At 62.8% G+C, this 25,627-nt stretch carries 23 protein-coding genes; 11 read left to right on the top strand and 12 right to left on the bottom strand.

The features are described 5' to 3' along the window. Positions 1 to 113: 113 nt before the first annotated feature. Positions 114 to 746: an NAD(P)-binding domain-containing protein gene (locus tag VSR72_RS15315; RefSeq protein ID WP_342953181.1), complete on the bottom strand. Its 633-nt coding sequence runs from the start codon at positions 744 to 746 to the stop codon at positions 114 to 116. Between the two features lie 160 nt (positions 747 to 906). On the opposite strand from VSR72_RS15315, the gene VSR72_RS15320 reads away from it, so the two are divergent. Continuing rightward, positions 907 to 1,356, top strand: a complete 450-nt coding sequence (locus VSR72_RS15320) for a helix-turn-helix domain-containing protein (RefSeq protein ID WP_342953182.1) — start codon at positions 907 to 909, stop codon at positions 1,354 to 1,356. A gap of 93 nt (positions 1,357 to 1,449) precedes the next feature. Beyond that, positions 1,450 to 2,067, top strand: a complete 618-nt coding sequence (locus tag VSR72_RS15325; protein ID WP_342953237.1) for a LysE family translocator — start codon at positions 1,450 to 1,452, stop codon at positions 2,065 to 2,067. A 200-nt stretch (positions 2,068 to 2,267) separates the two neighbouring features. On the opposite strand, the gene VSR72_RS15330 is transcribed toward VSR72_RS15325, so the two are convergent. Next, on the bottom strand, positions 2,268 to 3,113 hold the full coding sequence (locus VSR72_RS15330; protein WP_342953183.1) for a 3-keto-5-aminohexanoate cleavage protein: 846 nt from the start codon (positions 3,111 to 3,113) through the stop codon (positions 2,268 to 2,270). A gap of 330 nt (positions 3,114 to 3,443) precedes the next feature. Here VSR72_RS15330 and VSR72_RS15335 point away from each other — a divergent pair, with 330 nt between their 5' ends. From VSR72_RS15335 to VSR72_RS15345, 3 genes are all read left to right on the top strand, one after another. Then, positions 3,444 to 5,870: a membrane-bound PQQ-dependent dehydrogenase, glucose/quinate/shikimate family gene (locus tag VSR72_RS15335; protein ID WP_342953184.1), complete on the top strand. Its 2,427-nt coding sequence runs from the start codon at positions 3,444 to 3,446 to the stop codon at positions 5,868 to 5,870. Between the two features lie 180 nt (positions 5,871 to 6,050). After that, positions 6,051 to 7,091, top strand: a complete 1,041-nt coding sequence (locus VSR72_RS15340; RefSeq protein ID WP_342953185.1) for a porin — start codon at positions 6,051 to 6,053, stop codon at positions 7,089 to 7,091. Between the two features lie 166 nt (positions 7,092 to 7,257). Continuing rightward, positions 7,258 to 8,799: a methyl-accepting chemotaxis protein gene (locus VSR72_RS15345; RefSeq protein WP_342953186.1), complete on the top strand. Its 1,542-nt coding sequence runs from the start codon at positions 7,258 to 7,260 to the stop codon at positions 8,797 to 8,799. A gap of 33 nt (positions 8,800 to 8,832) precedes the next feature. Here VSR72_RS15345 and VSR72_RS15350 read toward each other — a convergent pair whose 3' ends face one another. The 6 genes from VSR72_RS15350 to VSR72_RS15375 all read right to left on the bottom strand — a co-directional run bounded on the left by VSR72_RS15350 (position 8,833) and on the right by VSR72_RS15375 (position 15,331). Next, entirely contained in the window at positions 8,833 to 9,705 is an 873-nt protein-coding gene (locus VSR72_RS15350) for a glyoxalase/bleomycin resistance/dioxygenase family protein (RefSeq protein WP_342953187.1), read from the bottom strand. Between the two features lie 91 nt (positions 9,706 to 9,796). Then, a complete protein-coding gene (locus VSR72_RS15355) occupies positions 9,797 to 10,954 on the bottom strand; it encodes an alpha-hydroxy acid oxidase (RefSeq protein WP_342953238.1) in 1,158 nt (385 codons plus the stop codon). A gap of 149 nt (positions 10,955 to 11,103) precedes the next feature. After that, positions 11,104 to 12,027, bottom strand: a complete 924-nt coding sequence (locus VSR72_RS15360) for an SMP-30/gluconolactonase/LRE family protein (protein WP_342953188.1) — start codon at positions 12,025 to 12,027, stop codon at positions 11,104 to 11,106. Between the two features lie 11 nt (positions 12,028 to 12,038). After that, positions 12,039 to 13,541 (bottom strand): MFS transporter, encoded by a 1,503-nt coding sequence (locus tag VSR72_RS15365; protein WP_342953189.1) that lies wholly within the window; start codon positions 13,539 to 13,541, stop codon positions 12,039 to 12,041. Positions 13,542 to 13,640: 99 nt separating this feature from the next. After that, positions 13,641 to 14,342, bottom strand: coding sequence for an RraA family protein (locus tag VSR72_RS15370; RefSeq protein WP_342953190.1), 702 nt, complete (start codon positions 14,340 to 14,342; stop codon positions 13,641 to 13,643). Beyond that, positions 14,339 to 15,331 (bottom strand): hydroxyacid dehydrogenase, encoded by a 993-nt coding sequence (locus tag VSR72_RS15375; RefSeq protein WP_342953191.1) that lies wholly within the window; start codon positions 15,329 to 15,331, stop codon positions 14,339 to 14,341. Before VSR72_RS15375 ends, VSR72_RS15370 begins: the two co-directional genes overlap by 4 nt. Before the next feature lie 127 nt (positions 15,332 to 15,458). Between VSR72_RS15375 and VSR72_RS15380 the strand changes: the two genes are divergently transcribed. Continuing rightward, entirely contained in the window at positions 15,459 to 16,424 is a 966-nt protein-coding gene (locus VSR72_RS15380) for a LysR substrate-binding domain-containing protein (protein ID WP_342953192.1), read from the top strand. 30 nt (positions 16,425 to 16,454) lie between these two features. Here VSR72_RS15380 and VSR72_RS15385 read toward each other — a convergent pair whose 3' ends face one another. Together VSR72_RS15385 and bktB are read right to left on the bottom strand one after the other, a co-directional pair. After that, positions 16,455 to 17,306, bottom strand: a complete 852-nt coding sequence (locus VSR72_RS15385) for a 3-hydroxybutyryl-CoA dehydrogenase (RefSeq protein WP_342953193.1) — start codon at positions 17,304 to 17,306, stop codon at positions 16,455 to 16,457. A gap of 34 nt (positions 17,307 to 17,340) precedes the next feature. Then, on the bottom strand, positions 17,341 to 18,528 hold the full coding sequence (gene bktB / locus VSR72_RS15390; protein ID WP_342953194.1) for a beta-ketothiolase BktB: 1,188 nt from the start codon (positions 18,526 to 18,528) through the stop codon (positions 17,341 to 17,343). A gap of 293 nt (positions 18,529 to 18,821) precedes the next feature. On the opposite strand from bktB, the gene VSR72_RS15395 reads away from it, so the two are divergent. Then, complete coding sequence (locus VSR72_RS15395) at positions 18,822 to 19,424, top strand: phosphatase PAP2 family protein (protein WP_342953195.1); 603 nt, start codon at positions 18,822 to 18,824, stop codon at positions 19,422 to 19,424. Positions 19,425 to 19,442: 18 nt separating this feature from the next. Here VSR72_RS15395 and VSR72_RS15400 read toward each other — a convergent pair whose 3' ends face one another. Together VSR72_RS15400 and VSR72_RS15405 are read right to left on the bottom strand one after the other, a co-directional pair. Then, complete coding sequence (locus VSR72_RS15400; RefSeq protein WP_342953196.1) at positions 19,443 to 20,096, bottom strand: response regulator transcription factor; 654 nt, start codon at positions 20,094 to 20,096, stop codon at positions 19,443 to 19,445. Positions 20,097 to 20,178: 82 nt separating this feature from the next. After that, on the bottom strand, positions 20,179 to 20,841 hold the full coding sequence (locus VSR72_RS15405) for a response regulator (protein ID WP_342953197.1): 663 nt from the start codon (positions 20,839 to 20,841) through the stop codon (positions 20,179 to 20,181). A 672-nt stretch (positions 20,842 to 21,513) separates the two neighbouring features. On the opposite strand from VSR72_RS15405, the gene VSR72_RS15410 reads away from it, so the two are divergent. From VSR72_RS15410 to VSR72_RS15425, 4 genes are all read left to right on the top strand, one after another. After that, a complete protein-coding gene (locus VSR72_RS15410) occupies positions 21,514 to 22,662 on the top strand; it encodes a porin (protein ID WP_342953198.1) in 1,149 nt (382 codons plus the stop codon). Between the two features lie 62 nt (positions 22,663 to 22,724). Then, complete coding sequence (locus VSR72_RS15415; RefSeq protein ID WP_342953199.1) at positions 22,725 to 23,717, top strand: hypothetical protein; 993 nt, start codon at positions 22,725 to 22,727, stop codon at positions 23,715 to 23,717. A gap of 83 nt (positions 23,718 to 23,800) precedes the next feature. Next, the gene (gene oxlT, locus VSR72_RS15420; RefSeq protein WP_342953200.1) at positions 23,801 to 25,093 is read left to right on the top strand and encodes an oxalate/formate MFS antiporter; all 1,293 of its coding nucleotides are present in this window, start codon (positions 23,801 to 23,803) and stop codon (positions 25,091 to 25,093) included. Positions 25,094 to 25,273: 180 nt separating this feature from the next. Then, positions 25,274 to 25,537 (top strand): DUF4148 domain-containing protein, encoded by a 264-nt coding sequence (locus tag VSR72_RS15425; protein ID WP_342953201.1) that lies wholly within the window; start codon positions 25,274 to 25,276, stop codon positions 25,535 to 25,537. Positions 25,538 to 25,627: the final 90 nt, after the last annotated feature.

Genomic DNA, 25,627 nt, shown 5'->3' on the forward strand with positions numbered 1-25,627 from the left:
TCTCAGTGCCTACGTTGGGCGACCTGTGCATCAGGAAGTGTGCGTGCAGGCCACCCAATGCTTGAACCCTCCGAAGTGTGCGAAGGGCGTCCGGGACGAGAATCCGCGAAACGTCACGCTTCCACCCGGTCGATCGCAGGAAGCACGAACCGTTCACTGAACGTAAGATTGACCCCGACGAGCGGTCCGCCGAGTTGCTGGAGTCGGCCGCCCTCTGCGAGGGAACCTAGATCGAGACTGTAGAAACCGATCTCCTCAATCAGCTTGCACACCACCTTTTTGGCGCCGGCGTCGTCCCCGGACACGAAGAACGCGGTCTTGCGCTTCGACGGCGAGAAATCCGGGATCCAGGACATCGGAATGGTGTTGAACGCCTTGACGACCTTCGCGCCAGGCGCGAGATCGGCGACGATCTCGCTCGAGGTTCGACCGGTTGTGTCGCCTAACGCCAAAGGCTCCAGGCTGGCAATGCGGTTGGTCGTATCCACGAGGATCCGGCCCGACCAGTCGCCGACCGAAAACAACGCCGCCTGCACGTTCCACCATTTGACGGCAAGTACGACGAGGTCCTGCTCTGCAGCCTCTTTCGCCGTTCCGGCGGCAGCGCCGGAACCCAACTCCGCCACAAGGGTGGCGAGCGACTCAGGCCCTCGCGAATTGCTAAGCACAACTTGATGCCCGTGCGCCAGGACGTGTTTGGCGATGGTTTGGGCAACAGGCCCGGCGCCGATAAAGCCGATTTTCATTTCGGATTTCCTTGCTGACATGGGGTTGATCATTCATGGGCAACTGGCGCGATCCCGTGACCGCGCTTGACGTACAAACCATGCTAGCCACATCACTTGCAAATTGCAAGTAAACGGCATAATTTTACTTGCAACATGCAAGCGATGTTAAGATCTGGCCATGAAGACGACGAGCAAAGAAGACGTTCGATCCCATTGCGCGGTGAACTACGGCGTGGAAATCTTTGGCGACCGGTGGTCGCTCCTGATCATTCGCGACATCGTTTTTGTCGGCAAGAAGACGTATGGCGAGTTCCTGAAATCGGAAGAGGGAATCGCGACCAATGTCCTGGCTTCCCGCCTTGCCTTTCTTGAGGAGCAGGGCATTCTCTCGAGGGCGCCCAGCCCCGACGACAGGCGCAAGGACTTCTACACGCTGACCGAGAAGGGCCTTGACCTCATTCCCATCGTGCTCAACGTAGTCCTTTGGAGCGCGAAGCACGATTCGAAGTCGTACGTGCGGCGCAGCAAGGCGTTCCTTGCTCGATTGAGTCAAAGCCCCGTCCAGGTGAGCGAAGAGGTGAAGGCGCTGGTCCGCAATGGCGGATGCATCTTTCCGATCGGGCAATAGCCGGCCAACAGCGGTCAGTCGTGAATTGCTTCAGAATACGGGTCGATGAAGCAACTCGACGTTTTGTGCAACCACAATTCACTGAGGCTACAAATGGTTGATTGGTCTGCGATTGCGACAGTCTTTTCTGTCTATGCGGCAGGTGCCGTCGTACCCGGGCCGAACTTCGTCGCAGTCACTCACAAAGCGGTCGCCGGCCGACGCTCCGATGCGCTCGCGCTTGTCGCCGGAATCGTGACGGTGAATCTGTTCTGGGCGACTTGCGCCATCCTTGGTATCGGAATGGTGTTCGCTATTTTCCCGTGGCTCGCTGTCGGCGTCAGGCTTGCTGGCGCGGCCTATCTGATCTGGTTCGGGCTGCGGCTCGTTGTATCGGCAGGGGCAACCCCCTCAGGAGCACGCCACCCTACGAAGGCGCCTCTGTTTCGTGGCGCGTTCCTGGAAGGTGTCGCGACAAATATCGCGAACCCGAAGTCCATCGCCTTTTATGCGGCGGTATTTTCCTCAGCGGTGCCCACCCACGTTTCCACGCCGACGTTCTTCGCGATGCTTGCTACTGTCGGCGCGTCGGCGACATGCTGGTATGGAGCCGTCGCGCTCGTTCTATCGCACGCGGCGATTGCGACGGCGTATCGTCGCGCGAAGGCATGGATCGACCTCACATGTGGAGGGCTCATGATTGCGCTGGGAATCAGGCAGGCTTTTCGTTAACCAGGCGCCCGGCGGAGCCTGCCTGGCGTGGCCTATGCCAACAGCCGCAAGGGCTTTGGGATTACGCGGCGAGCGAGTGGGTTCGCTCGCTCGTTGCCGCTTCATTTAACATAATGCAAATTATCGCAATTTGTATTATGTTCGCAAACATCAAACGCATCACATCTCGACGACGACCTTCAACGCCTCCAGCCGCCTGCTTACGCCACGGGTTTGAGCGCCAGAATTTCGCGAGCCTGTTTTGCTGTCGCGACCGGCCGGCCAAATTCGCCACACAGCGAGGCCACCCGTTCGACCAGCTGAGCATTGCTCTTCGCAAGCGTGTCCTTATCCCAGCGCACGTTGTCTTCCAGACCCGTGCGACAGTGGCCGCCCATTTCGAGCGTCCAGCGGTTGACTTCCAGCTGATGACGGCCAATACCGGCCGCAGTCCAGGTCGCTGTGGGCAGCAGCTTGTTCAGTTGCGCCACTTCGAATTCGAGAATCTCGCGTCGCGCTGGCAATGCGTTCTTCACGCCAAACACGAACTGCACGTGGACGGGTTCTTTCAGCAGACCTTGCTGAACGAGATCCACGGTGCTGTAGAGCATCGCCAGATCGAAGATTTCGATTTCGGGCTTCACGTCGAGGTCGAGCATCGTCTGTGCAAGCGAGCGCACGAAATCCGGCGGATTTTCGTAGACGATGGTCGGGAAGTTCACCGAGCCGGTTGCGAGCGATGCCATATCAGGCCGCAAATCGAGCATCGCGCCGCGCTGCTCGAACGACCGCCCACGCCCGCCAGTCGAGAACTGGATGACGATGTCCGGGCAGTGTTTGCGGATGCCTTCCTGAAGCGCTGCGAAGCGGCTGCGATCGGAACTGGAACGCTCCTCTTCGTCGCGCACATGCAGGTGCACGAGTGTCGCGCCCGCTTCGTAGGCCTCGTGCGTACTTTCGATCTGCTCGGGCACCGAGATCGGCACGGCCGGATTGTCCTTCTTGCGCGGTACGGAACCCGTAATGGCGACAGAGATGATGCAGGGCTGCTTCAAGGTCGAACTCATCGCGACACCTTCTTCAAAGTACAGACGTCAGGCTGTGTGCGTCGCGGCAAACCCCGAACACAAACAGCCCCACCGATTCGTCGCCCAAGAATAGGCGCACGCCGCTCAGACAGCAATATTTCGAATGGCGCTGACGCACGATAAGCGCACACACGCGTGCGATAAACGCGCACTTTCCGGGTTTGCACCGAGCGACGGCGTAGCGCCCTTCGCCCGGCCCCGATGCAAGTTCGCGGGCGCACTCGCCGATTTACTCGTAAAATGTACTATCTGGTTAATTTTGACACCTTACCGGGCTGCAAGACCCGGGGGCAAAAACGAAAAACAGGCATGTCCAAGCAATCGAACACAGAACCCCTCTGCGCTGCGGCCCGGATTGGCTTTACCCTGGCAGGTCTGATCGGCCTGCTTCTGGGGCTTTTCTTCGCCATCGGCGGCGGCATGCTCGTCGCGCGCGGCGGCAGCTGGTATTACCTCCTGGCGGGCTTTGCGCTCTGCGCAACCGGCGCGCAGCTCGCACGGCGCCGTTCCAGTGCGCTCGTCATCTACCTCGTCATGCTGATCGCCACGGCGCTGTGGGCCGTGTGGGAAGTCGGCTTCGACTTCTGGCCGCTGAACACGCGCATCTTCATGTTCTCGATGATCGGCATGCTGCTCGCGCCAGTCTGGCCCGTGCTGCGCCGGGGCGAAGGCAAGACACCCGCGCGCGGCGCGGCATGGGGCCTCGCCGCCGTGCTGCTCGTCTGCAACGCCGCGTTCGGCTACGGCATGTTCGTGCCGCACGGGAAGTTCGGCGCTGAAATGCCCACGCCCACGGCCAGCAACGCGGGCACCGAAGACTGGACCGCCTACGGCCACTCGGCGGGCGGCGACCGCTTCGCGGGCTACACGCAAATCAACCGCGACAACGTGAAGAACCTCCAGGTCGCGTGGACCTTCCATACCGGCGACACGCCGATGAGCCCCGATGGCGGAGGCTCCGAAGACCAGGAAACGCCGCTGCAGGTCGGCAAGACGCTGTTCCTGTGCTCGCCGCACAACACCGTGATCGCCGTCGACGCCGCCACAGGTACGGAAAAGTGGCGTCATGCCTTCCCGACCCAAACCACGGTCTGGGTGCGCTGCCGCGGCCTCGCCTACTTCGACGCGACCAAACCGCTCGTGCAGCCCACCGCCGTGGGTTCGACGCCGGTTTCGCCGATTACGGCTTCAAGCGATCCAGCCGCCTGCCGCCGTCGCATCTTCATGAACACGATCGATGCGAAGCTCGTCGCACTCGACGCCGACACCGGCAAGCTCTGCGACGATTTCGGCGACCACGGCATCATCGACCTGAAGGCAGGCCTCGGCAACGCGAAGAGCCCGCTGTACCAGCTCACCTCCGCGCCGACGGTCGCCGGCACGACCGTGGTCACGGGCGGCCGGGTCGCCGACAACGTCTCGCTCGACATGCCGGGCGGCGTGATCCGCGGCTTCGACGTGATGACCGGCAAGATGAAGTGGGCATTCGATCCGGGCAATCCGGACGACCACGCCCAGCCTGCGCAGGGCAAGCTCTTCACGCGTTCCACGCCGAACGTGTGGGCGCCGATGACCTATGACGCGACGTCGAACACCATTTACATGCCGGTGGGCAACGCGGCAATCGACCTGTGGGGCGTGAAGCGCACGGCGCTCGACGAGAAGTATGGCGCGTCGATTCTCGCGCTCGACGCCACCACGGGTGCCGAAAAGTGGCACTTCCAGACCGTTCACCACGATCTCTGGGATTACGACGTGCCGATGCAGCCGACGCTGATCGACTTCCCGATGCCGGACGGCAAGCGCGTGCCAGCTCTGATCGTCGGCACCAAGATGGGCCAGCTCTTCGTGCTCGACCGCCTGACGGGCAAACCGCTCACGAAGGTCATCGAGCATCCGGTCAAGCCCGCCACGATTCCCAACGAGCCGTACGCGAAGACGCAGCCGCTCTCCGTGGGCATGCCGCAGATCGGCGCCGAAGTGCTCAAGGATTCGGACATGTGGGGCGTCACGCCGATCGACCAGCTGATGTGCCGCGTGATCTTCCGCGGCATGCGCTATGACGGCCTCTTCACCGCGCCGGACACCGACCGCTCGCTCAGCTTCCCGGGCTCGCTCGGCGGCATGAACTGGGGCGGTCTCTCGTACGACCCGAACTCGGACATGATCTATGTGAACGACATGCGCCTCGGTCTCTGGGTCCATCTCGAGAAGGCGAAGAACCGCAGCGGCGCGTCGGACGGCAACGAAGCCGTGAACGCGGGCATGGGCGCGGTGCCGCTCGGCGGCACGCCGTACTCGGTGCTCAAGGACCGCTTCTTCTCGCCGCTCGGCATTCCGTGCCAGAAGCCGCCGTTCGGCAGCCTCACGGCCGTCGACCTGAAGACGCGCAGCATCGCATGGCAAGTGCCGCTTGGCACGGTGAAGGACACGCGCCTCTACGGCGTGCAGATGCATATGCCCTCGCCCATCGGCATGCCGACCATCGGCGGCTCGCTCACGACGGGCGGCGGCCTCGTCTTCTTCGCCGCGACGCAGGACTACTACCTGCGCGCGTTCGACAGCTCGACGGGCAAGGAAGTGTGGAAGGCACGGCTGCCCGTGGGCAGCCAGGGTACGCCGATGAGCTACACCGTCGACGGCAAGCAGTACATCGTCATCTCGGCGGGCGGCGCGCGCCAGGCGCCGGATCGCGGCGATTATGTGATTGCTTACGCGTTGCCCGATCAGAAGTAAGCGTCGAGTTCGACCAATTCTGGGGGCAAGCACATCGTTTGTCGGTGTGCCGCGCCCCTTTTCTTCGGGCATTTAGCGGCCGGTCGCACGCGCGACCGGCTTTTCGCTCCCGCGCAATCCGCAACGCCGCGATTGTCGCGATTGCAGCGTGGCCCGCCGCCCTGCTTTCCTGCTTTACCCATGCGTCATTCTTTTCTCGTACCCCGCGCGCTGCGCGCCGGAGTCGCTGCGACTTCGCTCGTCGCCCTCGCCTCCCCGGCCCACGCACAAAGCACCGTGACGCTTTATGGCTCGATCGACACGAGCATCGAAGTCACGAACCCTGGCGCCGGTTACGTCGCCCGCATGGATTCCGGTGCGTATCGCGGTTCGCGCATTGGCTTGCGCGGCGCCGAGGATATCGGCGACGGCGTCAAGATCCTGTTCGACCTTGAAAATGGCTTCAGCTCCGCCGACGGCACCTTCGCTGTCGCGAACACCCTGTTCAACCGCCAGGCATGGATAGGTGTGGGCACGCCCTATGGCACGCTGCGCATGGGCCGCCAATATTCGCCGATCTACATTCCGTTCAAAGGCCAACTGGATGCATTCGGTGCCGGCACGATCGCCTCGGGCCTGAACAATCTCTCGAAGATCACGCCCTACGCAAGCAATGCGCTCACGTATCTTTCGCCCGAAGTGCACGGCTTTTCCACCACCATCATGGCTTCGCTGCGCGACGCGACGGATGGCGACGGCAACGGACTCGCCGGCCACATCGAAACCTTCTCGTGGCACAACGGCCCATTGCGCCTTTCTTACGCGCACCAGCAAACCCACGGCAGCGGCGCACTACGCGCGAACCTGGGAGGCGTCTCCTATGCGTTCGGTCCAGTGACCGGATTTCTTTCGTATTTCAACGGGGATGGCGGCACGCCGCGATATCACAACGATGGCGTGTCCGCTTCCGCGCGCTATGCCGTGAGCGCGCGTTTTCGGGCGTCGCTAGGCTACACCTGGCTGCGTGACCGTTCAGGAGGCGACAACGATGCCGACCAGTTCAGCGCCGCCTGCGAATACGATCTTTCGAAGCGGGTCCTGCTCTATGCGAGCGCCGGTTGGCTTCGCAATCGTGGACAAGCGCAGTTCACGCTGAAAGGCGTCAACGTAACCGGCCTCACGCCTTCCTGGCCCGGTGCTTCCGTGCGAGGCATTCAGTTGGGGATGATCGACCGCTTCTGATTCGCGGTTTTCCGTATGGTTCGTTTTAACTATTCAGTATACAAATCGCGACACCATACATCCTGCATACCCAGGGATAGCGAGTATTAAAGTCGAGACATCCGGTGCCGATTACGTTAACCAATTGGTTAATTTATCCATTCGACACCGTCCCCGTTCGCCTGAAATGAAAGTCTCGACCAAGCTCGCACTACTCGTCGGCACCGCGCTCATCGGTTTGCTTTGCATCGCCGCCATCACGCTGACGCAACTGAAACAGGCACTCGTCGAGGGCCGGCAGGAGCAAATCCAGAATCTGCTGCTGAAGGCCGAGCACCTCGCCCTTTACTATCAGTCGGTGGAATCGCAGGGAAAGATGACACGCGCGGACGCACAGGCCGCGGCGAAAACCGCCATCGGGCAGTTGAATGCAAACAACAAGAGCTATTTCTGGGTAACGACCTCGGACAGCATCAACCTCGTCCATCCCGTAGCGGAGCTGATTGGCAAGAAGTCCGGCGGCAATCGCACCACCTCTGGAGATCTCACCGATACGCAGGCCTACGCCCAGGGGCTCGCCGTCAACCATATCGCGCTCGTCGACGTGCTGATCCACCGCACCCCAACGAGCCCGCTCGAGCCCAAATTGCAGGGCGTCGTGGCGATACCCGCATGGCAATGGTGGATCGGCACGGGGTTTTTCTATGACGACATCGACGCCGCTTTCTGGCGCGTTGCGCGGACCATGCTCGCCGTCTCCGCGCTCATCTTCGCGATGGTCGGCGTCATGGCCTGGTCGATGATGCGCGGCATTCGCCGCTCGCTGGGCGGCGAGCCTGTCGACGCCGCCGAATTCGCCGCGCAGATCGCAGCGGGCAATCTCGCTGCGCACATCGAACTTCGCTCGGGCGACAGGTCGAGTCTGCTCCACGCACTCAGCGAAATGCGCGGCAAGCTGCGTGAACTCGTTCAAGGCATTCAGCAATCGAGCGACTCGATTGCAACCGGCGCATCGGAGATCGCGCACGGCAATACCGATCTCTCGCAACGTACGGAAGAACAGGCGGCGTCGCTCGAGGAAACGGCGGCCAGCATGGAGCAGTTGACCGCCACGGTGAAGCAGAATGCCGAAAACGCCCGGCAGGCACGGCAACTCGCGGCACGCGCGTCGGATGCGACCGGCCGCGGCGGCTCCGCAGTCGACGAAGTCATTCAAACCATGCGCGGCATCGCCGAAGAGTCGAGAAAGATCGAAGAGATCATCGGCACGATCGAAGGCATTGCGTTCCAGACCAACATTCTCGCGCTCAATGCGGCCGTCGAGGCCGCGCGCGCCGGCGAGGAAGGTCGCGGGTTCGCGGTCGTCGCGGGAGAAGTCCGCGCGCTCGCGCAGCGCAGTGCGTCGGCTGCGAAGGATATCAAGGCGCTCATTGGTGCGTCGGTGGGACGCGTGGACGAAGGCACCGGCCAGGTCGCGCTCGCGGGCGAAAGAATGAAGGAGATCGTGCATTCGATCACGCGCGTGAGCGACATCATGGGCGAGATCGAATCGGCCTCCGTCGAGCAAAGCACGGGCATCGAGGAAGTGAATCGAGCCGTTTCGCAGATGGACGAGGTCACCCAGCAAAATGCGGCGCTCGTTGAAGAAGCGGCCGCGGCCGCCGCAGCGCTCGACGAGCAGGCGGCGCGGCTGCGCTCGACAGTCGGCGCGTTCAGGCTTGCATCGTAAGGCGTACGTGTACTCGATTCGTGCGGCGCAGCTTCAAAACGTGCCGCTGCGCGAATCGGCGCCCTGTTGATAGTGACGGTTGCTCTGATGCGGATTGCGGTTGACCAGGGGCCGCGCGTAAAGCGGATGATGCAAACTCCGCACTTCGTGCTCGAGTTCGAAGCAACGCGCGCCGGTTGCCGGGTTCACGATGTTGGCAAAGCGGAACTGGTGCGGCTCTTCGCCATAAACCACGCCGTGTTCGGCCAGACGCGCGTACGGCTCGGAAAAGCGCGCGGCGTAAATCGCGATGTGGTGCCCGTCGTATGCGGGAATCGCCTCCGGCGTTTCCGCGTACAGCAACTGCTGATGCGTCCCGACGTCGATCACCGCGCACTGCGACCCGTCCTGCTCTTTCACTTCAACGGGTGTGCGGAAAACATCCCGATAGAAGTCGGCGATCTGTGACGCACTACCGACCGGTACATCGAGCTTGACGTACGCCATGCCCAAATCGATTTTCGACCAGGGCGCCGAGTCCGGTCGTCGCTGGGGATCGAGGCAGTGGTAACGGTTCCCCCACGGACAGGTCACTTCCAGGTAGTCAGCGCGTTCGGCCCATCCGAACTGTGTGTCGCTGAGCAGCGGCGCGACCGCTTGCAGTCGCGTGACGAGCGCATCCAGTTCGCCGACGACGATACCGACGCTGCCTCGCAGAAGCTGTGCTTCACCGGTCGGCAAATGAACCTGCGATCGCCCGATATTGATCCACATATTGCCGACACCGGTCATCATGAACGGGTCCCGCGTGAGCCCGAGTCCGCTGACGTAAAAGGTGGTGGCGAGAAGCTGGTCCGGAACCCGAAGATTGACGTGCTCGAGCAGAATCAGATTACCTGTATCGTCGGCTGCGTAGATGTGTTCCATGGGGTCTGCGATTGCGATCGGGGGCTGTTAAAGGAACCGCCAGACTTCATGCGAAATGATGCCGCATCACGGGACAGGTTCCGCCTGCCGTTCAGGTTCGCATTTTTCCGTCGCCACGTCGAGTCAAACTGTCCGCGCCGAGTTCATCGGGCCGGCGCACGCCAAGAAGCGCCATGTTGCGCATCATCTCGGCAGCGACGATCGCGAACGCGTGGAGAATGCCCGAGCGCCCCGCCACGGCACCCGCATAGTTGAACGGCCTGCCGATGAAGACCGCCCGCGCGCCCAGCGCGAGCGCCATGAGCACGTCGCCGCCGCGCCGGAATCCGCTGTCGATCATCACGGGACAGCCGTCGTCGACAGCGGCCACCACAGCCGGCAGCGCGCGCAACGGCGCGATCGATCCGTCGAGCTGACGCCCGCCATGATTCGAGACGATCAGCCCGTCTGCCCCAAGCTCGCGCGCGTGGCGGCCATCGTCGGGATTCAGGATGCCCTTCACGACGAGCTTGCCTGGCCATTGCCGCCGGATCAGTTTCAAATGCTCCCAGTTCAGATGATCGCGCGCGCCGAAATCGCGCAGCACGTTCGACGAGAGAATGGGCGCCCCGCGCTCCGTGCGCGAGTTTTCGAAGTGCGGCATGCCGTGCCGCCACAACGTGCGCAACGCCGTGCCGAACAGCCAGCGCGGGTGCGTTGCGCCGTCCCATGCTAGCCGCAGCGTGGGCCGCAGCGGCGTTGAGAACCCAGCGCGCAGATTGTTCTCACGGTTACCCGACACGGGCACGTCGGCCGTCAGGACCAGCGTGCGAAAGCCCGCGTTCGCCACGCGTTCGAGCAGCGCGGAGATCTTGTCGGGTTCGCCGGGCACGTACATCTGGAACCACGCGTGGGGATTGGCCGCGCAGATCTCCTCCATGCGGATAAGCGACGACCCGCTCATGATCATCGGCACGTTGGCGAGCGCCGCCGCTTGCGCCTGGATCAGGTCGCCGCGGTACGCCGTCAGCGCGCTGATGCCCATGGGCGCGATGCCGAAAGGCGCCGCATAGGTGTGGCCGAACAGCGTCGTTTCCACCGTACGCTGCGACGTATCGACCAGCACGCGCGGCACCCAGTCGTAATCCTCGAAAGCGCTGCGATTTCCGCGCAGCGAACGGTCGGTCTCGCAGCCCCCGCTCACATAGGCGAAGATCGGCCGCGGCAGATGGCGGCGCGCCATGGCCTCGAAGTCGGCGAGCGACAACATGCGCGCGAGACGCCGCGGAATGTGCGGCGACGCTGCGGAGCGCGGCGCGGTGTGATTGGCGAGCGGATAGTCGCGCAGGTTGAACGTGTCTGACATGATTCCGGTGCGAGGTCGATCGGCAGTGATCCACGCGTGATGCGTGGCGGCGCTCAGGCGACGCGCGGCAGTGCGATGCCCGGTACGCCGACGTCGGCGACGAGTACGCTGCCGCTCTTCGATTCGGTGATGAAGATTTGCTCGCGCCGCGGCCCGCCAAAGGCGAGATTGGTCACGGTCTCGCCCGCGCACGACTTCACGCGCGCGATGCACTCGCCATTGGGCGCAAACACGAATACGTGCCCGAGCGACGCGTGCGCGACATACAGGTTGCCGGCTTCGTCCATCGCGAGGCCGTCGGGGCCGCTGGTGCCAAAGAGTGAACAGAAGCGCCCCACTTTCGCGGTGCCGCCGTTCGCTAGCAGCGGTACGCGCCAGACCGCGTTATCGCGCGTCATCGCGACGAACAGCACGCGGCCGGACGGGTCGAGCACGAGTCCGTTCGGGCTCACGCCGTTCGCAAGCAGGCAGTCGAGACGGCCGTCGGCGCTCAAGCGGTACACGCGGCCCGTCGGGTCCTGCAGGCCCGTTTGCCCCTGGTCCGTGAAATAGATGTCGCCGTTGGCGGCAATCGCAAGATCGTTGCAGCCCTTGAACGATTCACCGTTGCGCGAGGCCAGCAGCGGTTCCACGCGACCCGATTCCGGATCGAGCTGCATGATGCCGTTGCGATAGTCGGCAATCAGCATGCGGCCGTCCGGATGAAACTTGAGGCCGTTCGGCTCGCCGTCGTACTGCGCGATCAGCGACCAGTCGCCATCCTTGCCGATACGAAAGATCCTGCCGTAGGGAATATCCACCACGTATAGGCGCCCCTGCGCGTCGAACGACGGCCCCTCGAGGAAGCTGTCGACGCTCTGCCCCGCCTTGTTCGCGTTCGCCCACGCAGATGCAACACCGCTCTGGCGATAGAGTTCCGGCATAGAGGAATACACGCGCGTTTCGATGAGGCGCGGTGGTTGATCGAGATAGAACATGTCGTAACCCGTTATCCAGAGATCTGTTCGAGGCTCAGGCCGCGTGAGCGCGGACCGAAGAATCCAATCGTCAGGACGACTACGAACATCGACCCTGCAATGAGTGTGAACACGCCCGCCACCCCCATATGCCGCAGAAAGAAGCCGATCAGGAAGCCCGAAAGCATCGCGCTGATGCGGCTCGCCGAATACACGAGGCCGATAGCGCGCGCCCGCATGCGGGTGGGAAAGAGTTCGGCCTGGTAAGTGCGATACGAGAACGTCATGCAGTTGCCGGCGAGCGTCATCAAGAGGCCCATCGCGACGAGCAGCGCGGGATCGCGCTGCTGCGCGAAAATCACGCCGAGCACGGCCATGGCGGCGGCCGAGCCTACGATCAGCCACTTGCGCTCCACACGGTCGGCAATCAGCATGGAGAGCAGCGGCCCGATCGGGCTCGCAATGGCGATGAGAAACGAATACCAGAGGCTGTGCGTGAGCGTCACGCCCTTTTCCGCGAGCAGCGTGGGCACCCAGCTCGCGAAACCGTAGTAGCCGATCGACTGGAAGAAGTTGAACACGAGAAGCATCACCGTACGGCGGCGATAACGGTCGCTCCACGGGCTGTCGTTCGGCGCGGACGTGCTCGTTGCTGGCGCAACGTGATGCGCCGTCGCTGGTGCGCTCGCCGCAGCCGGCAGGGGCTTGCCCGTCGCGCGTTCGATGCGCCGTTCGAGCCGCGTGACGATTGCCTCGGCTTCGTCCATGCGGCCGTGCTGGATCAGCCAACGCGGGCTCTCGGGCAAGCCAAGCCGGATCAGCCACACGAACACCGCGCCGGAGCAGCCGATCCACACGACCCAGCGCCACCCGTCGTGGCCGAACGGCGCGATGGGCACCAGTTGCCACGACAGGAACGCGATCGTCGGAATCGACGTGTACTGGATCGCCTGCACGAACGCGAATGCGCGGCCACGCAGGCGCGCGGGCACGAACTCCGAGACATACGCGTCGATGGTCACGAGTTCCGCGCCTACGCCAATGCCCGCGACCACGCGCCAGAACACGACCCACACGGGATCGCTTTGCAGTGACATCACCACGGCGGCAAACGTGTAGCAGAGCAGCGCCCCCACGAACACGCGGCGGCGGCCCAGGCGGTCGGCGACGAACGCCACGCCGATCGTGCCGATGAAGAGCCCGAGAAAAAGCGCCGCGACGAAGGCGCCAAGGCCGCCCAGATCGAACAGCGACGCCGTTGTCTTCGTGAAGATGCCCGCCTTCACGAGTCCTGGCGCGATGTAGGCGGTGAGAAACATGTCGTAGATCTCGAACCAGCCCCCCAGCGCGAGCGCGGCGATCAACAGCCACACGGGCGCGCTGGGCGGCAGGCGGTCGAGGCGCGCCGAGATCTGGCGTGCATGGGCGTCGGGTGCGAGCGCCGAATGGGGGGCGGCGTGCGGTGCGAGCGCAGCGCCGTCATGATTCGCGCCCGCCACGTCGTGCGCGTCGGCAGTGTTTGAATAAGGATGCATGGCCTCGTCTCCTGATTGTTGTGCTGGCGATGCCGCCGCGGCCGGGGCGGCATCGGCGGCGTGCGCCGCGCGAAGGGTTCGCTCGTTGGCCTGTGGCGCTTACACCGGGCAGCCCTTCTTGCGCAGCAGCGCGTTGAAGCGCTCCGGGTCGGCCGTGCCCGCCGCGTTGCTCGCGCGGATCGCCGCTTCCTTGTCGGCGTGCGCGCGCACGAGCGGCAGCAGCGCATCGAGCCGATCCACCGGCACGGCGATCACGCCGTCGGCATCGCCCATCACCAGATCGCCGGGATTCACGACGAGGCCCGCGCAAGCGACTGGCACGTTGACCTCGCCCGGGCCCTCCTTGCTCGGCCCGCGGAACGTGTGGCCGCGCGCGTAGACCGGAATCACGCCCTCGGCCCATTCCGCGAGATCACGGATCGCGCCGTCGACCACGAAGCCGCCAATTTTCTTCGCGAGCGCCGACGTGCGCATGAGCCCGCCGATCAGCGCCTGGGTCAGGTCGCCGCCGCCGTCGATGACGATCACGTCGCCGGGCTGCGCGAGTTCGATCGCCTTGTGAATCATCATGTTGTCGCCGGGGCGCACGCGCACCGTGAGGGCCGGCCCGCACATCGTGAGCGAAAGCGAGTGGTGATAGGCGGTGAGGCCCATCGCGCCGACGCTGCGTCCGAGGCAGTCGCCCGCGTGCGCGACCGGCACGGTGCGAAACGCTTCGACCTGGGCGGGCGTGGGCAGCGACGCGCGTTGACCGACGAAGAAGCCTGCGGGCCAGCCGGCCCGATCCTGCGACATGTTCATGCGATGACCTTTTTTTCGGAGTGAAGGGCGTCGGGGTTCACGCAGCTTGCGGCGTTCACGGCCTCGCCGCGCAAATAACGCAAACAGGTTTCGGCGGCGCTCACGGCGACGGCGTCGAGCGCGTCGGGCGTCGAGCCGCCCACATGCGGCGTGAGCACCACGTTCGGCAGCGCGGCCAGCGGATCGTCCGCGCCGAGCGGTTCGTTGCGGAAGGTGTCGAGGCCCGCGGCGGCGAGCTTGCCGCTTTGGAGCGCCGCGACGAGCGCGGCTTCGTCGATCAGCTCGCCGCGCGCCGTGTTCACGACGATGGCGCCGTCGGGCAGCCGCGCGATGGCTTGCGCATCGAGCAGATTGCGCGTGTGCGCGTTGACCGGGCAATGCAGGCTCAGCACGTCCGCTTGCGCGAGCAGGTCCTCCACGGAGCGTTCGAGCGTGACGAACGGCTGCGCGCCAGCCTGCGCCGCGACGGGATCGAATGCGCGCACGCTCATGCCGAGTGCGTGCGCGATCGCCGCGACGCTGCGGCCGATCTGGCCGTAGCCAATGAGACCGAGCGTGCGGCCGTGCAACTGGCGGCCATCGCCCGTGCGCGTCCAGCGGCCCGCGCGCAATTCGCTGTCGTAGAAGTTGACCTTGCGCGCAGCGCCCAGCATGAGCGCTAGCGTCAATTCGGCTACGGAATGCGTGTTGGTCCCGGGCGTGGTGAAAACCGGGATGCCGTGGCGCGTGGCGGCTTCGACGTCGATGTTCGTCACGCCCACGCCGTGCTTGCAGATGACCCGCAGCGACGGACAGCTTGCGATGGCCGCGCCGGAAAGATCGACCGTGCGCGAAATCACGGCGTCGATGGGTTGCGTGGCGAGAATGTGGGCGACCTGGGCGGCGTTCTGCGCGTCGTCGATATAGACGACCTCGCACTGCGCCGCGGCCAGCACCCTTCGTCCGGCCTGCGCGAGACGCGGCGCCGTGACGAGAATTCGGTGGGACATGGGTGTCTCCTTCTGTCTGCATGAGGCTTCACGACATTGTTGACACCCCGACTCATAATGTCTATTTTCGTTTTTTCATCTTTTCATTCCTAATGGTTATGTATTCGTCCACTCAACGGGGCCGCCCATGGTGATGAACCTGCAGGTACGCGACCTGATGTACTTCGCGAAAGTCGCTGAACTGGGGCACCTCGGGCGCGCGTCGCAGGCGCTGCACATCACGCAGCCCGCGCTTTCCAAGTGTATCGACCGGCTCGAAGAGAACTATCGCGCGGCGCTCTTCGAGCGCAGTGGCCGCGGCATCCGCCTTACCGACGCGGGGCGGCTGCTGCAGGAGCGTGCGCGCCTCGTCGAGCGCACGCTGGACGAAACGCAGCGGGAGATCGCTTCGCTAGGCGTTGGGCTGGCGGGTCTCGTGAAGATTGGCGCGGCGGCCACCATCGCCGAATTCATCATGCCGACGGTGTGCCGCGTGTTGCAGGAGGAAGCGCCTGCCGTCGTCGTCGAATTGCAGATCGGCATGAACGACGTGTTGCAGGATGCGTTGCGCAAGCGGTTGCTCGACGTGGTGATCGGTCCGCTCGGCAGTCACGACGAAACGCTGGTGCAGATCCCCATCGTCGCGGACCATGTCGTGGTAGCCGCAAGCGCCACGCATCCGCTTGCGGGCAAGCGCGCGACGCTCGAAGCCATGTCCCGCTACGGCTGGGTGTTGCCCGCGCAGTCGGTGGCGACGCGCCAGTGGCTCGAACATGCGTTCGCCTCGCGCGGGCTGCCGTTGCCGCGCGCGGCCGTGATGACGAGCTCGATCGCCGCGGTGCCGCGGTTGATCGCCGAAACGGGCCTGCTGAGTTTTATTTCTCGCCGCAACCTCGAAGCGGGCCGGTTCACGCCCGCTCTGGTCGAGCTACCGAATCCCGACACGACGATGACGCGTCAATTCGGGGTCGTGCATCGCAATGACGGGTATGTGTCGCCCGCCGCGCGCAGGGTCATCGATATCGTGCGTGAGCAGAACGAAACGGCAGAAGCGCCGGCGGCGCGGCGCAAATCCATTCCCGCCGGGAATCGGAAGATGAAGAAGACCCCATAGGTTCGATACGGAGTCCTCTACACACTCCGCTTAGGCGTAACTGTAGACTCCGTGCCCGGTCTTGCGGCCCAGACGTCCTGCGGCCACGAGTTCACGAAGCAGCGGGCACGCGCGGTATTTCGAATCGCCGAAGTCCTTGTAAAAAACGTCCAGGACCGAAAGCACCACGTCGAGTCCAACGAGGTCGGCCAGCGCCAGCGGCCCAATCGGTTGATTTGCGCCGAGACGCATGCCGGTGTCGATATCTTCGGCCGGCGCGACGCCTTCGGCTAACAGGAAGAACGCCTCGTTGATCATCGGCACGAGAATGCGGTTGACCACGAAGCCCGGCGAATTGCGCACGCTGATCGGCGACTTGCCGAGCCGCACCGTCAGTTCGCGCACAGCCTCAGCGGCAGCGCTGCCGGTTTCGAGGCCTCGGATGATTTCAACGAGCGGCATCAACGGCACCGGGTTGAAGAAGTGCATGCCGACGAGGCGCGACGGATCGGCAAGCGCAGCGCCGAGCGTGGTGATCGAGATTGAAGACGTATTGGAAGCGAGAATGGCGTCGGGACGCGCGACCGCTTCGATCTGCTTCAAGATGCGCAGCTTCAGATCGAGGTTTTCGGTGGCGGCTTCGATAACCAGTCCGGCAGCGCCGAGTCGCTGATAGTCCGTGGACGTTTCGATGCGCGCGAGCGCGGCGTCGCTTGCCGCCGCGTCCAGCTTGTCTTTCGCCACGAGCCGGTCGAGGCTTCCCTTCACTGCCGTGAGACCCCGGTCGAGTGCCGCGTCGCTGACGTCGACCACGATCACGCGCAGGCCTGCGAGCGCCGCGACCTGCGCGATGCCGGAGCCCATCGTCCCGGCACCGACGATTCCCAATGTTTCGATTTGCATGGCTTGTTATCGCGCGCCCGTAGGCGCACCTAATTTACTGGACGTTTTCGAAAATGGCGGCGATACCCTGCCCACCACCAATGCACATCGTGACGAGCGCGTAGCGGCCGCCAATGCGCTTGAGTTCGTGCAGCGCCTTCACGGCAATCAGTGCGCCAGTCGCGCCAATGGGATGACCAAGTGAAATGCCCGAACCATTCGGGTTCACCTTTTCTGGGTCGAGCCCCAGTTCTTGCGTGACCGCGCATGCCTGGGCGGCAAAGGCCTCGTTCGATTCGATCACGTCGAGATCCGCAACGGACAGTCCCGCGCGCTGCAACGCGAGACGCGTAGCCGGCACCGGGCCAATGCCCATATAGAGCGGATCCACGCCAGCGTGCGCGTAGGCCACGAGTTTCGCCATCGGTGCGAGGCCGCGCGCTTCGGCGGCTTCGCGCGACATCAACAGAACGGCTGCGGCTGCGTCGTTGATGCCGGAAGCGTTGCCCGCCGTGACCGTACCGTTCTCTTTCGCGAAGACGGGCTTGAGCTTCGAGAAGTCGTCCATCGTTGCGTCGTGGCGCAGATGCTCGTCGGTGTCGAAGACCGTCTCGCGCCCTTTCACCGTGCGCTTGACCGGCACGATCTGGCCGGCGAAGCGGCCTTCGGCGATGGCTCGCGCAGCGCGGCGATGCGACTCGAGCGCCAGGTTGTCCTGTCGCTCGCGCGTAATGCCGTAACGGCCCGCGACGTTTTCGGCCGTCACGCCCATCGGCACCGTGTGGAAAGGATCATTGAGCGCGCCCAGCATCATGTCGATGAGGCGCGCGTCGCCCATACGTGCGCCGAAACGCGCCTCGGTGGTGATGTACGGCGCGCGGCTCATGTTTTCGGCGCCGGCGCCGATCGCCACTTCGGCGTCGCCGAGCAGAATGGTCTGCGCGGCGGAGACGATCGCCTGCAGGCCCGAACCGCACAGCCGGTTGACGTTGAACGCAGGCGTCGATTCCGGAATGCCGGCGTTGATGGCGGCGACGCGAGAGAGGTAAAAGTCCCGCGGCTCAGTGGCGATCACATTGCCGAACACCACATGACCCACGTCCTTTGCTTCGACGTGGCTGCGCGCGAGCAGTTCGCGCACGACGAGTGCACCGAGTTCGGTCGGCGGCACATCTTTCAGGCTCCCGCCGAACTTGCCGATTGCGGTCCGCACACCGCCCACCACCACGACTTCCCTGCTCATATGGATTCCTTAATTATCTGTTTGCTGCCTGTGAAGCGCTGGCGCAGCCTGCTTCTGAGGCTGGTCCCGACCTTTATGGAAGTGACCAGGGCGCGCCAGCCAATCCTAGCGTCAACAGGCGTCGAGCAGATTGATGAAACAGGCCGACATACTGACAAAACTGGCCATGCCGTGCATGAACATCCTGATCTGGACCTTTTGTTACTGGCGCTGCGCCGGCCTCCCCATCCCGTTAAGGTTTCGTTAAGGGCGCCGCGCGTAGAATCGTTTGCACATAAAAGCAGAGAGCCCTTATGGATGCAGTCGAAACATTGAACCGAACCATTTTTCTCGCACTCAATGCCACACCCGCAACGCCGCATTGGCTCATCACTTCGGGCACGCTGCTCGCGGACTATGCGATCCTGCTGGTCCCGGCCATGCTGGTGGCATTGTGGCTGACGGGCGCAGACGAGCGGCGCGCGTTGGCCGTGCGCGCCTGTTTTGCCGGCTTGCTGGCCCTCGGCATCAACCAGCTGATCGGTTTGGCCTGGTATCACCCTCGCCCTTTCGCTATCGCGACGGGACATACGTTCATCGCCCATGCGCCAGATTCTTCGTTTCCTAGCGATCATGTGACGCTGCTTTCCGCAATCTCGTTCACGTTCCTGTACGGCGGGAGGCGAGGAATCGGCTTGCTTGCCTTGTTCGTCGATCTCGCCGTTGCCTGGGCTCGCATATTCGTCGGTGTGCACTGGCCATTCGACATGATCGGCGCGGCCATCGTCGCCTGGCTGGCCTGTGTGGTTGGCAGCCCGTTCTGGCGACTCGGGGGCATGGCAGCGACCCGCGTTCTGATCGCGCTGTACAGGAAGGTTCTCGCTGTGCCGATTGGCCTGCGGTGGCTACGGCCGTAGTGAAGCGAATGGATTGCGTCACGCGGTCTGGCGCATCCGATAGCCAACGCCTCGTATCGTCACGATCTTTTCCGAGCCTAGCTTGCGCCGCAACCCGTGCACGACGACATCGACAGCGCTGCCCGAAGCCGCGCGTGTGCGGCCAAAGAGATGCAACGCCAGTTCCGTACGCGTGAAGACTCGCATGGGCTCGTTGACCAGTGCAGTCAACAACCGGTATTCGCTCGGCCTCAATGTCACCGGCATGTCGTCGAGCAGTACCAGATAATCGAGCTGGTTCACCGTCAAATTTCCCAGCACCACCGGACCTTGCACGCGATGCGGCCGCCGCATCAGCACGCGGACCCTCGACCTCAGGTCTTCGAGGTCGAAAGGCGTGATCAGATAATCGTCGGCCCCGCCGTCCAGGACGACCATAGGACTCGCCAGGAGACCACGTGGAAACAGCGCGACGACCGCTGCATTCCCGCCAAGCCTGCGATAGCGGCGCAACAGTTCGAACGCATCCACGCCAGACTCGCCGAAATCGAGCAGCACGATGTCGTGGCAGCGATACCGCAAACTCAGTTCTGCTTCATATTCGCTGCTCGCCCAATCGACCTCGTACCCCGCGAGGTGCATTTGCGTTACGACCTGCAGCGCGATTGAATCGTCCTCATGGACCAGTAACATCCTCACATGGGTCTCCAGCCACCGAGATGGCGTTGTCACTGCGCTATGTGCAACCGGCTTTCCAGATCACCGCGCGCCTGCCTCACGCGAGTGTCCCGATGCGATACCCCACGCCGCGCACGTTGAGGATGGCGTCCCCTCCCAGTTTGCGGCGCAGATTGTGGATGTGAACCTGGATGGCGTTGCTCTCGATTTCCTCGTTCCATCCGTACAGGCGTTCTTCGAGCTGCGCGGGCGTGACGACGATCTCCGGTTCGCACATCAATTCATGAAGCAGCGCGAACTCTCGCGTCGTCACCGATACCTCCTTGTCACGCAACCACACACGGTGTTGCGCAGGATCGAGCCGTAGCGCGCCAACCTGCAGTGACGATTGCACACGCCCCGTTTGATGGCGACTCAAAGCGCGCATGCGCGCGAGCAGTTCATCGAGTGCAAACGGTTTGACGAGGTAGTCGTCAGCGCCCGAGTCGAGGCCGGCGACTGCGTCCGGACCGGCGTCGCGCGCTATCATCACGATCACGGGCGTCGCATCGTTTCGCCGCCGCAATCTTGCGAGCAGGGTTAGTCCGTGGTTTCCGGACGAGCCGATATCGAGCAACACCAGACCGTACGAGGTCGTTCGCAGCGCAAGCATGGCCGTTTCGACATCATTCGCCCAATCGACGGCGAATCCCTCCTTGCGCAACCCGCGTTTCAATCCACCGTCTATAGAGGCGTCGTCTCCCACTACCAGTATGCGCATGGCGCTCCCCGTTTTTCACACTTTCCGTATTCGTTCGGTGTAGCGAGTAAACCCGCGTGCGCCGCACCGGCTGCGCATAAAGTGGGAGAGGCTAACGCCGCCAACCTTAAGGGATGGTTAACGCTCTCGCTCACAACATTCTTGAGCAACAGTAGGCGCTCAGTGAATTCCCTGACCATTGCTCCCTTCCGGAAAATCGAACGGCGAGCCCCTCTCCTTTCTCTTTACGTTTTCCTTCTACCGCTTCTTTCGCAAGTCCATGCCGTGCGTTGGCAGACGCGGACACTGCGAACGGGCGTCAGCCTTTCCCACGGCGCTTTCCGGCGTTCAGCCATGCAGGTCTTGTCAGGAAATGGACAGGTTCAAGGCAGCTGGCCCGCAGCCTACGATCATTTAAACGGCTTTCAGACATAACGAACCTTCTATCGTGCACATAAAATTATTCGATTATCCGAATGCCGGACGCGCCGTCAAAGTTCGACCCGGGACAGCTGATGCCCGCCTCGCATCCCCGGTGGACAGAACGTACTGCAGCGCACCAAATGTGCCGCCAGACATGGTGACCCGCGTGGATCTGGAGGCCGCCGCCCCACCCTCAAGCATCGGCCCTAAGCACTGGATTCTTCATTTCTAGCTTCGCACTACCAAATATTACTAATGAAAGGAGAGGTTGTGAGACATTTCAGGTTAGGTGTTATTTGTGTCGGAGTCCTTACCGCTTTCACGGCAGTTGCGGCACATGCACAGAGCAGCGTCACCTTATACGGTTCGCTCGACGAAGCCGTCGCCTGGTACAACAACACCGGCGGTCATTCTCTCGTAGCCATGCAAAACGGCGACAACGCCGCCACGTATTGGGGCCTCAAGGGCAAGGAAGAACTCGGCGGCGGTCTGAACGCGATCTTCACTCTGGAAAGCTCGTTCGACATCACGCATGGTTCGCTCTCGAACGGCCGTCTTTTCGGCCACCAGGCCACCGTGGGTCTTTCCGACGATGCGTACGGCACGGTAACGATGGGACGCCAGTTCGACCCCACAGTCGACCTGATCCAGCCGATCACCGGCGACAACTTTGCGGGCCCGGTTTTCACCACGCCCGGCGACGCCGACAACAACGACAACTCGGCGTGGATCAATAGCTCGATCAAATACGCGAGCCCGACTTACGCCGGCTTCCAGTACGAGTTGATGTATGGCGTTGGCGGTATTGCCGGCAATGCAACCGGCGGCCACGCGTATGGCGCCGCCGCCGCGTACAACAACGGCGGCCTGACGCTTGCCACCGGCTATCTGTTCATGAAGAACGACCAGAACGGCAACGGCGCGGCGGACCTCGTTCAGAACAACTCGGTGACGCCGCTTTTCGGCGCGACACCGTTGTTCGGTTCGCGGCAGATCTTTCAGGTCGCTGCTCAGTACGTGATCGGCAACCTGACCGGCAACATCCGTTACAGCAACGCGCAGTACAAGCCGTATATGAATTACGGTGCGTTCAACCGCACGCAGATCTTCAATGTTGGCGGCGCGGCGCTGCAGTACCAGTTCAATCCTGAAGTGACTGCCGCGCTCAACTACGTGTACACGCACTCGAGCGGTGCTTCTTCAGCGACGTACAACAACTTCGGCGTGAACGCCACCTACGCGTTGAGCAAGCGCACGAGCTTCTATGCGGCCGTGGCCTATTCCCATGCGAGCGGCACGACGTTCAGCGAAGACGGCTCCGAAATCGTCGCCGCGGGCGGCACGGTGGGCGATCTTGCGGCGAGTTCGAGCACACGCTCGCAAGTCGTGACGATCGTCGGCATCACGCATAAGTTCTGAGCTCGAATTCAAGCCAGTCGATAAAACCAGCTACAAGCGCATTCATTTCCTATGGAGGCAACATGGCTTTTCTCACGCACAAAGCATTGACGATTTGTCTGGCAGCAATGGGAGTGTGCTCATTCGCAGCCCACGCGCAAACGTCGCAATATCAACTCGTCAAGACGATCGATTTGCCGGGAACCAAGGGCGGTCATGGTGACTGGGTCACCTATGACAAGGACACCCACGCAGTCTGGATCTCCCAGTCGCCCAATCACAACGTCGTCGTGATCGACGCGAACAGCATGGCGATAAAGAAAACGCTGACGGGCGTCGACTCCGGCAACGGCATCGACTTCGACGCAGACCATGCGTATGTCACGGACGCGACGACTGGCAAGCTGATTGTCTATGACAAGCACTCGTTCGACCGCATCGCCGCCGTCGACAGTGGCGGCAAAACCCCCGACGGCGTGAACGTCGACACGAAAACGGGCGCGATTCTGCTCGCGAATGACGACAGCAACAACGAAGCCGTTTTCGAGCCGAAGTCGCCGTACAAGCTCACCGCAACGTTCAAGCTGAAGCCCGAAGACGACAAGGACGGCCCGGACGTCGCGCTGTATGTGGCTGCCACCGACCGCCTGTATCAACCGGTCGGCGGCAAGATCGACGTGATCAATCCGAACACGCACGAGATCGAAGCGGTGTGGGACTTCGGCTTGAAGGAGGACGCCAAGGGCGGCGTCTACGACAGCAAGACCCATCATCTGATCTTCGGCACCAGCGACAAGAAGATGCTCGTCGTGGACCCGGCAACGGGCAAGCTGGTCACGACCATCGCCGTTGCCGGCGCGGTTGACCAGACCGCGATCGACACCGACAAGCGCCGCGCATTCATCGGCGACAAGACCGGCAATCTCGAAGTGATCGATCTGGACTCCAATCAAATCGTCGACCACATTCATACCGAGCCCAAGGTCCACACCCTGACGGTCGACACGACCACCCATCGCGTCTACGTCTATCTCAACGAAAGCAACAAGGTTGGGGTGTACGAGCAGAAGTCCTGATATCGCAGGCAATACGCTATGGCGCGCGCGTGGCGCGGCCCCTCGCGCCGTAGTCCGAACTTCAATTCGTGGGAGAAGTCGTCATGTCATCCGCTGCCTCGCCGGCAGGCAATGCATTCCTCAGAAACCGGTGGACCCAACTTTCCATCGGAATTGCCTGCATGGCACTCGTCGCCAACTTGCAGTATGCGTGGACACTCTTCGTGATCCCGATGAAAACGGAGAACCTTTGGACTGGTGCCTCGGTCCAGCTCGCATTTTCCATCTTCATTCTGGTCGAAACCTGGCTCGTACCGGTCGAAGGTTGGCTCGTCGACCGTTTCGGCCCGCGCCCCGTCGTCATGTGCGGCGCGGCATTCGTCGCGCTGAGCTGGGTGCTCGATTCGTTCGCCACGACTTTGCCCATGCTCTACACCGCTTCGGTGATCGCGGGGCTCGGAGCGGGCTGCGTCTATGGCACCTGCGTCGGCAACGCACTCAAATGGTTCCCCGACCGTCGCGGCCTCGCCGCGGGCCTGACCGCCGCGGGTTTCGGCGCCGGGGCCGCGCTGACGGTCATTCCGATTGCCGACATGATTCACAACTCGGGGTATCGGCAAACTTTCTTCGTGTTCGGCGTGATCCAGGGCGTCGCCATCTTCATCCTGAGCATCGCGTTGGTTCGCCCGAATCCGGGGCCCGGCATCAAGCCGGTGGCGCGTGTCGTGACGAGCAAAGTCGACTACACGCCGCGGCAGATGGTCAAGACGCCGCTCTTCTGGATGATTTATCTGCTATTCGTGCTCGTCGCCGCCGGCGGCCTGATCGCTACCGCTCAACTCGGTCCGATTGCGAAGTCGTTCGGCTTTGCGAAGCTCCCCGTACAGTTCTTTGGCGCGACGCTGCCGCTGCTGACGCTCGCGCTATCGATCGACAATCTGCTCAACGGGCTGACGCGGCCCATTTGCGGCCTCCTCTCCGACAAGATCGGGCGCGAAAACACCATGCTGATCGTGTTCGTTGGCGAGGGGCTGGCATTGCTAGGAATGAATGCATATGGCCACGATCCTTACGCATTCCTGATCTTTGCGCCGCTGATATTCCTGTGCTGGGGCGAAATCTTTTCGATCTTCCCGGCAATCTGCGCAGATACGTTCGGCAGCAAGTACGCGGCGTCGAACGCAGGCACGCTCTATACCGCCAAGGGTACGGCGTCGCTGCTCGTCCCGATTGCATCGTTGCTGGCTGCCGGCGGCTCGTGGGAGCATGTCCTGATCGGTTCGGCCGTCGTGTCGATCGTCGCAGGGTTGTCGGCCAAGTTCATTCTCGCGCCTATGAGAAAGCACCGGTTCGCAGCCATGGCCGACGAGGTAGCGCCGGCCATGCAAACTCAATGAGGGGTTGGCGGTAGCAGATAGCGCATTGTCGGGCGTCTGTAAGTCACGCTAATTATGCGGAGCTTACAGATTGCCCGCCCGCCGTTAACTATTCCTTAAGTCTGCCGCGTCAAGCTAGCAGTGTCAGCTATCGCCCTATCCCGGGGCCGCAATGCTGACACCTGGCTGGAGGCACAGACCATGAACCGGACACTTAAACTGGCCGCGCTTGCGGCCACCCTGTTGGTACCGGCCCTTTCTTTCGCTCAACCTTCGAATGGATCGCCCACGCGTGCCCAAGTTCGCGAGGAACTGGCCCAGCTCGTGCGAGCCGGCTACAAACCGACCGGACGCGACAACAAATATCCTTCCGACCTGCATGCGGCTCAGGCGCGCGTTGCGGCTGCAGCCGCTGCAGGACAGCAATCCGCACCCGCGACCGCCCCGAATGGGCAAAACAATTGATGCGCTGTTGCACGGTGGTTCCGATCGCGCTTGATGAGCATTCAATGTTCATCAAGCGCGTTTTCATGCGCGCCGCGTAGCTAATCCTTC

This window comes from Paraburkholderia sp. JHI869 (assembly GCF_038900775.1).
In the GTDB taxonomy this organism is placed as follows: Bacteria; Pseudomonadota; Gammaproteobacteria; order Burkholderiales; family Burkholderiaceae; genus Paraburkholderia.